Origin of the sequence: Reyranella sp. (assembly GCF_050185545.1) — a bacterium.
Taxonomy (GTDB): domain Bacteria; phylum Pseudomonadota; class Alphaproteobacteria; order Reyranellales; family Reyranellaceae; genus Reyranella.
The window spans coordinates 23,255-32,679 of sequence record NZ_JBFWZI010000073.1; the positions used below are offsets into that span (position 1 = coordinate 23,255).

11 protein-coding genes are annotated in these 9,425 nt (G+C 66.3%); 5 read left to right on the forward strand and 6 right to left on the reverse strand.

What is annotated here, in order from left to right; all coding sequences use genetic code 11:
- Positions 1 to 70: 70 nt before the first annotated feature.
- A complete protein-coding gene (locus AB7O82_RS19745) occupies positions 71 to 370 on the reverse strand; it encodes an HU family DNA-binding protein (protein ID WP_428548372.1) in 300 nt (99 codons plus the stop codon).
- 108 nt (positions 371 to 478) lie between these two features.
- Here AB7O82_RS19745 and AB7O82_RS19750 point away from each other — a divergent pair, with 108 nt between their 5' ends.
- The 3 genes from AB7O82_RS19750 (at position 479) to AB7O82_RS19760 (ending at position 3,209) form a co-directional block, all read left to right on the forward strand.
- Complete coding sequence (locus tag AB7O82_RS19750; RefSeq protein WP_428548369.1) at positions 479 to 1,459, forward strand: thioesterase family protein; 981 nt, start codon at positions 479 to 481, stop codon at positions 1,457 to 1,459.
- A gap of 140 nt (positions 1,460 to 1,599) precedes the next feature.
- Positions 1,600 to 1,797: a hypothetical protein gene (locus AB7O82_RS19755; RefSeq protein WP_428619980.1), complete on the forward strand. Its 198-nt coding sequence runs from the start codon at positions 1,600 to 1,602 to the stop codon at positions 1,795 to 1,797.
- Positions 1,794 to 3,209, forward strand: coding sequence for an amidase (locus AB7O82_RS19760; protein WP_428548366.1), 1,416 nt, complete (start codon positions 1,794 to 1,796; stop codon positions 3,207 to 3,209). Before AB7O82_RS19755 ends, AB7O82_RS19760 begins: the two co-directional genes overlap by 4 nt.
- 88 nt (positions 3,210 to 3,297) lie before the next feature.
- Here AB7O82_RS19760 and AB7O82_RS19765 read toward each other — a convergent pair whose 3' ends face one another.
- The 4 genes from AB7O82_RS19765 to AB7O82_RS19780 all read right to left on the reverse strand — a co-directional run bounded on the left by AB7O82_RS19765 (position 3,298) and on the right by AB7O82_RS19780 (position 7,805).
- A complete protein-coding gene (locus AB7O82_RS19765) occupies positions 3,298 to 4,797 on the reverse strand; it encodes an aldehyde dehydrogenase family protein (RefSeq protein WP_428548363.1) in 1,500 nt (499 codons plus the stop codon).
- A gap of 67 nt (positions 4,798 to 4,864) precedes the next feature.
- Positions 4,865 to 5,416, reverse strand: a complete 552-nt coding sequence (locus AB7O82_RS19770) for a carboxymuconolactone decarboxylase family protein (protein ID WP_428548360.1) — start codon at positions 5,414 to 5,416, stop codon at positions 4,865 to 4,867.
- Positions 5,417 to 5,426: 10 nt separating this feature from the next.
- Positions 5,427 to 5,966 carry a peroxiredoxin gene (locus AB7O82_RS19775; protein WP_428548357.1) on the reverse strand — a complete coding sequence of 180 codons (540 nt, stop codon included), beginning with the start codon at positions 5,964 to 5,966 and terminating at the stop codon, positions 5,427 to 5,429.
- 654 nt (positions 5,967 to 6,620) lie between these two features.
- Positions 6,621 to 7,805 (reverse strand): NnrS family protein, encoded by a 1,185-nt coding sequence (locus AB7O82_RS19780; RefSeq protein WP_428619981.1) that lies wholly within the window; start codon positions 7,803 to 7,805, stop codon positions 6,621 to 6,623.
- A gap of 76 nt (positions 7,806 to 7,881) precedes the next feature.
- Between AB7O82_RS19780 and AB7O82_RS19785 the strand changes: the two genes are divergently transcribed.
- Together AB7O82_RS19785 and AB7O82_RS19790 are read left to right on the forward strand one after the other, a co-directional pair.
- Complete coding sequence (locus tag AB7O82_RS19785) at positions 7,882 to 8,331, forward strand: Rrf2 family transcriptional regulator (RefSeq protein WP_428619983.1); 450 nt, start codon at positions 7,882 to 7,884, stop codon at positions 8,329 to 8,331.
- 274 nt (positions 8,332 to 8,605) lie between these two features.
- Positions 8,606 to 8,965 (forward strand): YbaN family protein, encoded by a 360-nt coding sequence (locus tag AB7O82_RS19790; RefSeq protein ID WP_428548348.1) that lies wholly within the window; start codon positions 8,606 to 8,608, stop codon positions 8,963 to 8,965.
- An 18-nt stretch (positions 8,966 to 8,983) separates the two neighbouring features.
- Here AB7O82_RS19790 and AB7O82_RS19795 read toward each other — a convergent pair whose 3' ends face one another.
- Positions 8,984 to 9,394: a VOC family protein gene (locus tag AB7O82_RS19795; RefSeq protein ID WP_428619985.1), complete on the reverse strand. Its 411-nt coding sequence runs from the start codon at positions 9,392 to 9,394 to the stop codon at positions 8,984 to 8,986.
- Between the last annotated feature and the right edge of the window lie 31 nt (positions 9,395 to 9,425).

Below are 9,425 nucleotides of genomic sequence, written 5' to 3' on the forward strand. Positions count from 1 at the left end.
GGCGGACAAAAGAAGAGCGGGCCCGACTTGCGTCCGACCCGCCCGGTCTCCACTCGAAGCGCTTATTCGGTCAGATCGCTTCCTTGAGATCCTTCGCGACCCGGAAGGCGACCTTCTTGGAAGCCTTGATCTTGATGGCCTCGCCAGTCGCTGGATTGCGGCCCATGCGCGCCGGACGGTGACGGACCTGAAGGATTCCGAGGCCCGTGATGCGGACCTTGTTGCCCTTCTTGAGGTGCTTCACGACCAGGCCGACAAAATCGTCGAGGGCGCCAGTGGCATCCTTCTTGGTCATGCCGGTCTTGTCGGCCAGTTCGGCCGCGACCTTGGAAAGAGGAATGGTCGGAACGGTGGTAGGTTTGGTTGCCATAGTGAGGGGTCCTTGCACTTTTTAGTTTCGCCAGTGTCTTCCTGACGCCCCAGGGCAGCGCTGGCGAGAAATAGGTTTATCCACGAATCCGGTTCCCGCAAGTCCCCAATGAACGAAAAATGTCGATTTTTGGGGCTTTTTGGGCCATTTGGATCAACCATCCACAGATTGCAGAGAGCGTTTGGCGTGTCGAGTCCCGGCCTGATACCGACTTTCAGCACCGCTGTTAACACTTGGCAGTGCGATGAAAACGACCATTTGAACGTCCAATACTACACCGAATTCGGCCATGAGGCGTCCGCCCATCTGATGGCCAGCCTGGGGCTCGGGCCGCGCGCGCAGCGCCAAGCCGGGCTCGTGGTCGGTGTTGCGGATGATCACATCCGCTACCTGCGCGAGTTCCGGATCATCGATCCGGTCGAGGTCCGTTCGGCCCCGGTCGAGGTCGGCGAACGCCATCTGCTCGCCTATCACGAGATCCGCAATCCGGCCGACAACAGGATCGCGGCGACGCTGAGCCGGCGCATCGTCTGCGACAAGCCATGGCCGAACTCCTTCCGCGCGCGGGCGGAAGCGGCCCGCATGCCCTTGCCCGACACCGCACGCCCGCGCAGCGTCGGCAAGCGTGCCCTGCCCGACCTCGCGCTGGCCGATACGTCGCGTGTCGGGCTGATCGAGATCGGCCGCGCCGTGGTCACACCTGCCGAATGCGACGAGCGCGGCGAGTTGCTGCCGCATCACCAGTTCGGTCGCTACTCCGATGGCGCGCCCTTCCTGTGGAACCATCTCGGCTTCGATCGCGCCGCCATGCAGGATCGCCAGGAAGGCACCGTCGTGGTCGAGATGCTGAATCACTATCGGCATGCCCTGCGCGCCGGAGACCTGATCGTCGTGATGAGCGGACTTGCCTCGTTCACCGACAAGGTACTGACTTTCACTCATTTCATTTTCGAGGCCGAGACCGGCACGCTCGCGGCATGCGCCGAAGCGGTCGGCATGAAGTTCGATCAGAAAGCCCGCAAAATCATGATTTTCAGCGAGGAGGATCAGGCGCGGCTCGGCAATCGCCGGCTTCGCCTCGCCGCCTGAAGGAGAATGCAAGCATTGCTGGGAGCGCGCCACTCCGATGGCGCTCATGGGATGTGTAGTCAACAAGAAGTGCGCCATCGGAGTGGCGCGCTCCCAGCACGCTTGTCGCTGGCCGCAGCACTTTTCACGGAGGAGGTTCGATGGACGAGAAGACGCGCCTTGTCGCCGGCATCGCCCGGCATCTGCAAGGCCTTGGCTACGACGAGAAGCGGCTGGCCGAGATCGCCGCCGAGGTCGACATCCTGAACGGCGCGGTGCGCAAGGCCGCGGCTGCGCGCCTCACGTTCGACGACGAGCCAGCCGCGTTCGCCAGCCTGATGGCGCGGGAGGCCAAATGATCAACGAGGATCTCGCGCTCGGCGATCTCAGCGAGATCGGCGATGCCATCGGCGACCGCAAGGTGACATCGGTCCAGGCGACCGAAGCCTGCCTGCGCCGCATCGAGACCTGGCAGCCACGCACCAATGCCTTCCTGCGCCTCGAGGCGGACAAGGCGCTCGCGCAGGCGCGTGCCATGGACAAGGAGCTTGCCGAAGGCAAGCGGCGCGGCCGCCTGCACGGCGTGCCGATGGCGCACAAGGACATGTATTATCGCAAGGGCCAGCTCTCGACCGGCGGCAGCGAGATCCGGCGCCACTGGACGGCGCCGGTGACGGCAACCGTGCTCGAGCGGCTCGATGCGGCGGGCGTGGTCGAGCTGGGCTTCCTGAACATGGCGGAGTTCGCCGCCGGGCCGACCGGCCACAACGTCCATCACGGGCACTGTCGCAATCCGTGGGACGGCACGCGCGTCACCGGCGGCAGCTCGAGCGGCTCGGGCGCGTCGGTCGCCGCCCGCATGGTCTATGGTGCGCTGGGTTCCGATACCGGTGGCTCGATTCGCCTGCCCGCCTCGGCCTGCGGCGTCGTCGGCATGAAGGCGACCTACGGTCGCGTCAGCCGCGCCGGCGCGGTGGCGCGCTCGTGGAGCCTCGACCATGTCGGTCCGCTCACCCGAACGGTGCGCGACAACGCGCGCATCCTCGGCGTTATTGCCGGCCACGATCCCGACGATTCGACGACCAGCGAAAAGCCGGTGCCGGACTACGAAGCTGCGCTCGACGGCGGCGTCTCCGAGCTGAAGATCGGCCTGGCGCTCCCCGAAGCGCTGGCGCCGGTCGACCCCCAGGTCGGCGCCGCAGTACAGGAAGCGACTGATGTGCTCAGCCGGCTCGGGGCCGCGATCACGCGCGCCACGATGCCTGACTTCACCGACCTCTACCGTTCGGCCGAGGTGATGGTGAAATGCGAGGCCGCCGCCATGCACCGGCCGTGGATGGAAACCAACGCGCCCTACGCCAACCAGGTGCGGACCCGCATGGAAGCCGGCTTCTTCATTCCGGCCACGCAGTACATCGATGCACTGCGCCTGCGCGCCCACTTCGTGCGCGAGTTCCTCGACACGGCGATGGCCGGCGTCGACGCCGTCATCCTGCCGGCGATCCCCTTCCCCGTCCCTACGCTCGAGGAGACCGACGTCGAGACCTCGGGCGGGCCGGCGACGCTCAGCATGGTGGCCCGCTTCACCGGATTGACGCGGCCGTTCAACACCCTCGGCGTGCCGGCGCTCTCGTTACCTTGCGGCTTCGATGCCAACGGCATGCCGATCGGCCTCCAGCTGGTCGGCCGCCCGTACGACGAGGCGCTGCTCTACCGCATCGGTCACGCCTACCAGGGCGCGACGGATCATCATCGGCGGGTGCCGGCGTAGAACTCATGTTCTTCCGGACCGCGAGCGTCTCGCTCGCTCTTCCCATGAGCGGGCGAGACGCCCGCGGTCCGCATGAGCATGATGCGCCCTACGACCGCCTCACCTCGAGGTTCACCGTCACGCTCTTGCGCTGGGTGAAGCTGTCGAGCATGCCCTCGAGCGAGAACTCGCGGCCGATGCCGCTCTGCTTGTAGCCGCCGTAGGACATGCCGGGCACCTGGCCGAGGCCCTGGTTGACCTGCACCCAGCCCGACTCGATGGCGTGCGCGGTCTTGAGCCCGGCGCCGATGTCGTGTGTCCAGACATAGGCGGCGAGGCCGTAGTGGCTGTCGTTGGCCATGCGGATCGCCTCGGCCTCGTCGCTCCAGCGGATCGCCACCAGCACCGGGCCGAAGATTTCCTCGCGCGCCAGGCGCCAGTCGTTGGAGCGGTCGGCGAACACCGTCGGGATGGCGAAGTAGCCTTCGCTCAGCGGCCCGGTCTTGGGTGGCAGGCCACCGAACACCAGCTTGGCGTCCGAACGCTTCAGGCCTTCGTCGACGTACTTGCAGACCTTGGTGAACTGCTTGTTGTTGATGATCGTGCCGATGTCGGTCGCCTCGTCGAGCGGATCGCCGAGCTTCAGCGCCGTCGTCTTCTTCTCGAGCTTCTTCAGGAAGGAGTCGAAGATGTCCTCGTGCAGGAACAGGCGCGAGCCGGCGGTGCAGCTCTGGCTTTGCCGGGTGAAGCGCATGGCGGCGATGATGCCATCGACCGCCCAGTCCTCGTCGGCGTCGGGATAGACGATCGATGGGCTCTTGCCGCCGAGTTCGAGCGAGACGGGCACGATGCGCTCGGCTGCCGCCCGCATGATCACCTTGCCGACCTCGGTCGAGCCGGTGAAGGAGAGCTTGGCGATGCCAGGATGATTGGCGAGGGGTCCGCCGCATTCCTCGCCGTAGCCGGTCAGCACGTTCAGCACGCCGGGCGGCAGGAACTCCTGGCAGATCTCTGCCATCAGCAGGACACCGAGCGGCGCATCCTCGGCCGCCTTCATGACCATGACGTTGCCGGCGCACAGGGCGGGGGCGATCTTGAGCGCCGCCAGCATGACGGGCGCGTTCCACGGGATGATGGCGCCGACCACGCCCAGCGGCTCGCGGCGGGTGTACGACAGCACATGCTCGCCGAGCGGCAGGGTCTCGCCCTTCAGCTCGCTCGCAAGTCCGCCGAAGTAGCGGAAGATATCGGCGGTCATGTTGGCCTCGCCGCGCGCCTGTGTGCGCAGCGCATTGCCGGTCTCGAGCGCAATGGTGCGCGCCATCTCCTCGGTACGGGACTGCAGCGCCTCGGCGATCTTGAGCAGCACCTTGCCGCGCTCGCGCGGCACCACCTTGCGCCACTGGGCATAGGCCTTGCTCGCGGCCGCGACAGCGCGATCGACATCGGCGGCGTTGGCGCGCGGCACCTCGCCGATCGGCTTGCGCTTGGCCGGATTCTCGACGGTGATGCGACCGCCGGAGGCGCCGTCGACCCAATTGCCGTCGATCAGCATGCCCTTCGACGGAAGCGACGCGGTGGCGGCCTTGGTCTCGGCTGCGGTCGACATGGGGCTTCTCCTCCGGTTACGAAAAATCGGCGCGGAGTGTGGTCCCCATGTCGTGCAGCGACAAGGTCTACGCCGCCGCAGCCAGCGGCACGGCCAGTGCCTCTTCTGCAGCGAGCGTGCGGGCAACGGCATGGACGGTCGCGGCGATGCGCACGGCCGCCTGGATCTGCTCGGCCGAGAGCCCGTGGTCGCGACACACCTTCTCGTGTGCCTCCAGGCACATGCCGCAGCCGTTGATGGCCGAGACCACCAACGACCACAGCTCGAAATCGACCTTGTCGACTCCGGGCTTGGCCATCGCCGTCATGCGCAGTTTGGCCGGCAGGGTCTTGTAGTCGGCCGCGTGCACGAGGTGCACGAAGCGATAGTAGATGTTGTTCATCGCCATGAGCGCCGCCGCGACCTTGGCGGCGTTCAGCGCCTCGGGCGACAGCTCGCTGGCGAAGGCTTCGACCATCGCCTGCGTGGTCGGCGCATGATTGGCGGCCAACGCGGCCGCAACGAAGCTGCCCGCCTTCTGCTGTGGGCCCAGCAGCTGCTCGGCGGCCAGGCTCGACAAGTTGAGCTTGAGATCGCGCGCGTAGTCCGGCAGCCGGTCCTTCAGGACGTCGATCGACATGGCTTGCTCCTTATGCGGCCTTGAGGACCTCGTCGCCCTTCTGCCAGTTGCAGGGGCAGAGCTCGTCGGTCTGCAGCGCATCGAGCACGCGCAGCACCTCCTGCGGATTGCGGCCGACCGACAGGTCGTTCACCGACACGAAGCGGATGATGCCATCGGGGTCGACGATGAAGGTGGCGCGCAGGCAGACGCCCTCGCCCTTGTCGAGAATGCCGAGCGCCTGCGACAGCTCGCGCTTGATGTCGGCCAGCATCGGGAACGGCAGCGTCTTGAGGTCGGCATGGTTCTGGCGCCATGCCAGGTGCACGAACTCCGAGTCGGTCGAGACGCCGTAGACCACGGCATCGCGCTCGGCGAAGTCCCTGTTGAGCTTGCCGAACGCCGCGATCTCGGTCGGGCAGACGAAGGTGAAATCCTTCGGCCAGAAGAACACGATCTTCCATTTCCCGGCGTCGCTCTTGTCGGAAAGCTGCTTGAACGCGCTCCTGGGGTCGGTGCTCACCACCGCCTTGAGGTCGAAGGCGGGAAACTTGTCGCCGATGGTCAGCATGAATCGCTCCATTGTTAGATTAGAACGATTCCAATATGAGATGCTCGGTATGCATTGCAAGTCATTCGCAGAATTAATTTAATTAATAAGATTTGGTGCGTAATTTCAAGGCTTTGATTCAATCATGGGCCTGCCGGGTCCGGCATGACGACGCACACCGTGGCGGCGACCGGTTTCGATTTGACGGAGATCGACGCCGGCTCGCCCTGTCGTGCCGAGAATTCAGCAAAACGGAGGGAAGTCCACGGGCACCGTCATTTCCCCCGACACAACGCCTCGGTCCTCGCTCCCCCCACGCGGAAACATCGCGATCCGCGCCAGGGACATCATGACGCCCGGGCCGCTGGTCACGGTCTCGCCGAGACCCACGTTCATCGCATCGCGCAGTTGCTCAGCGAGAACCCGTCAGCTCCGTGCTGGTCGTCGACGGCGGATTGCTGGTCGGAATCGTGAGTGAAGGAGATCTTCATCACCGCCAGGAGCTGGGAACGGAAGACGAAGCATAGAGAACGAGACGCTTCGCGACCCATTGCCATCGAGGCCATACCCAACGTCGTCGAGGTCGCCGATCAAAGGGCTGTCATGCAGCCCTACTGAAGGCTCCCCCTGTCGACTCTCAGATCGTGAACGATCGAGCTGCCGACGCAGGTCGGCTCACGCCGTCCGGCGGCGCGCCAGCAGCGGCCCATAGACGACGACGAAGCCGCCGAACGCCAACACCCAGGCGGCGGCAGAGAGGTGCAGCATCGGCTCGCGCAGGACATCGAAGGCGGCCGAGAGGCGGGCCAGCGCGGCGACCAGCGCCGCCGCATAGATGGCCTGGATGGGCGGCGAGGCGGTGAGCGCCTGCCCCGTGTGTCCAAGGCTCGCGCGCGTCATGACCGCGAGCGTCATCAGCGCGATCGCGCCGGCCGTGAAGCCATGCACGGCCCCCGTCGGGGCGACCACGCCGGGGGCCAGGATGCCGAGTGCGAGAAGCCCGAACCCTGCCGGCACGAAGGCATACGCGACGTGCAGGACGAGCACGAGCGGCTCCGCCGCCGTACGCTCGCCGGCCCAGCGCGCGAGGCGCAGCAGGTTCATCGCCATCGCCGCGAGCGCGACTGAAGCCGTCGCTCGCTCCGCCGGCAGGACGACCCAAAGGGCGAGCGCCGCCGCGCTCGCGATCATCACGACGACGTCCAGCTGGTCGAACGCGGCGGGCAGCCGCCCCGCCCCCCGGCGGATCAGCCAGTTGCGGGTAAAGCTCGGAATGATGCGGCCGCCGATCAGCATGATGAGCAGGATCGCCGCAGCGATGCCCAGGCGCATACCGTAGCCGGCGCCCGCACCGTCGATCGCCTCGACGTGGAACAGGACGTTGCCGGCCAGCAACAGCCCGACGCCGGCCAGGACCTTGAGGTTTCGCGTGTTGCCGCTGGCAACGATCTCGCGCGCGATCACCGCGCCCAGCGCCAGGAGGAAGGCGACATCGATGGCCGCCGCCGCGGCGGCGCCGATCCATGCCGATGTCGCAATCGCCAGCCTGCCGGCCAGCCAGCAGCCGAACAGCCAAGCGAGTGGTGCGCCGACCACCGGCAGGCGGCCGGTCCAGTTGGGCACCGCCGTCAGCAGGAATCCCGCGACCACGGCGGGGACGTAGCCGTAGACCAGCTCGTGGACGTGCCACTCGATCGGCGTCATCGCCGTCGGCAGGGTGAGATGCCCGGTCAGCATCGGCAGCCACAGCGCGACCGCCAGCGCTGCCCACACGGCGGCGAACAGGAAGAACGGGCGGAAGCCGTAGCTGAAGAGGACGGGTCCCCGATAGGAGCGGATCTGTTCGGCGGTTGTGGTCATGGTCGGCTACCCACTTGCTCGGCAGAGCAAAGCAGGTTTAAGTGGCATTTGAAATACCTATTTACGGGGAGCGACCATGCGTCTCACCGCCTTCACCGACTACGGCCTGAGGGCCCTGCAGCGTCTCGCCGGCGAGCCGGACCGTCTTTTCACGACGGACGAGATCGCGCGCGAGTTCGTCATCTCGCGCCATCATCTGGTCAAGGTGATCCGCGAGCTCGCCGATGCCGGCTTCATCAGGACATTGCGGGGAGCGGGAGGCGGATTCCGTCTCGCCCGCCCCGCCGAGGAGATTTCCCTCGGTGCCGTCGTGCGTCAGCTCGAGGCGCGCCATGCCATGGTCGAGTGCTTCCGGGCCGATGGCGGCGCCTGCGTGCTGACGCCGAGCTGCCGACTGAAGGGCAAGCTCGCTGCGGCAGCCGAGGTGTTCCTGAGCGAGCTCGACAAGACGAGCCTGGCCGAGTGTGCCTATCTGCCGCCGTCGTCGCGGCGGCGCCGCCCTGCATTGCAGGATCGCGCGGCCTGACGGGGCGCCGCCGCATAGGTGTTGAATTACAAAGGGCCTCACCCTGAGGAACGGCCCGGAGGGCCGGGTCTCGATTCGGGCGAAGTAACCTTCGCCCTTTGGTCGGCAACAGTGAAGAGTACTGCGACACCGCCCTTCCAACGATCTCCTGTATGGCCCATCGTTCGAGACGGCCGCTACGCGGCCTCCTCAGGATGAGGATTTTGTTGGGCTTTCGACCAAATTCAACGCCTCTGGGGCGTCGCCGTCGGTTGGCTCCAGCGCGGACTTCGCAATGCGCTCCCTGTGGTTCGTGATCGGTCTCGCCGCAACGGCGTGCGGCATTGCCGGCGCCGTTCTGCCGCTGTTGCCGGCGACGCCGTTTCTCCTGCTCGCCGCCTTCGCCTTCGCGCGCTCCTCGCCGCGTCTGCACGATTGGCTGGTGACTCATCCTATGCTCGGCCCGCCGATCGAGAATTGGCGCGCCCATGGAGCCATCGCAACGCGCGTCAAGATTCTAGCCGTCATCGTCATGGCAGCCACACTCGCGGCGAGCGTACTCGCTGGCCTCGACGGCTGGATCATCCTGCTGCAGGCGGGCGTCATGGCGCTCGCGGCGACCTTCATCCTCACGCGGCCGAGCGGGACCGACTGACACGTCGACGCCGGAACACTAGCTGCTCCGTTTCGCGCGCTTGCGCTTGCGCTGCGCCGTGAGCTCGCCGTACTTCATGCCCTCGAGCTTGATGCCGTCCGGATCGAGGAAGAACACGGCGTAGTAGTCTTCGTAGTACTCGCCTGCCGGGTCGACGATGCGCACGCCCTGCCCCTCGAGGTAGGCCTGCAGGGCATCGACGTCGCGACGGCTGCGTAGCTGAAAGGCGTAGTGATGCAGGCCGACGTCACCGATCCGGTAGGCCTTGCGGCCCTCGGCCGGCGCGATCCAGTAGCGCGTCTTGCCGTTGGTCCAGCCGATCGTCTGGGGATACTCGTCCGAGATCTCGAAGCCCAGGAACTCGAAGAGCCGGCCGTAGAATGCCTTCGATCTCTCGTAGTCCGAGACGCGGATCGAGATGTGGTCGATGCCGACGACGCGGGATGGCCGGGCCTTCCGC

Bases quoted from the DNA above. Each gene is read 5' to 3' on its own strand.
- AB7O82_RS19755 (WP_428619980.1), top strand. From the start codon at position 1,600: ATGGACGAGAAGACGCGCCTTGTCGCCGGCATCGCCCGGCATCTGCAA.
- AB7O82_RS19780 (WP_428619981.1), bottom strand. From the start codon at position 7,805: ATGACCACAACCGCCGAACAGATCCGCTCCTATCGGGGACCCGTCCTC.
- AB7O82_RS19775 (WP_428548357.1), bottom strand. From the start codon at position 5,966: ATGCTGACCATCGGCGACAAGTTTCCCGCCTTCGACCTCAAGGCGGTG.
- AB7O82_RS19745 (WP_428548372.1), bottom strand. From the start codon at position 370: ATGGCAACCAAACCTACCACCGTTCCGACCATTCCTCTTTCCAAGGTC.
- AB7O82_RS19770 (WP_428548360.1), bottom strand. From the start codon at position 5,416: ATGTCGATCGACGTCCTGAAGGACCGGCTGCCGGACTACGCGCGCGAT.
- AB7O82_RS19760 (WP_428548366.1), top strand. From the start codon at position 1,794: ATGATCAACGAGGATCTCGCGCTCGGCGATCTCAGCGAGATCGGCGAT.
- AB7O82_RS19750 (WP_428548369.1), top strand. From the start codon at position 479: ATGAACGAAAAATGTCGATTTTTGGGGCTTTTTGGGCCATTTGGATCA.
- AB7O82_RS19785 (WP_428619983.1), top strand. From the start codon at position 7,882: ATGCGTCTCACCGCCTTCACCGACTACGGCCTGAGGGCCCTGCAGCGT.
- AB7O82_RS19790 (WP_428548348.1), top strand. From the start codon at position 8,606: ATGCGCTCCCTGTGGTTCGTGATCGGTCTCGCCGCAACGGCGTGCGGC.
- AB7O82_RS19765 (WP_428548363.1), bottom strand. From the start codon at position 4,797: ATGTCGACCGCAGCCGAGACCAAGGCCGCCACCGCGTCGCTTCCGTCG.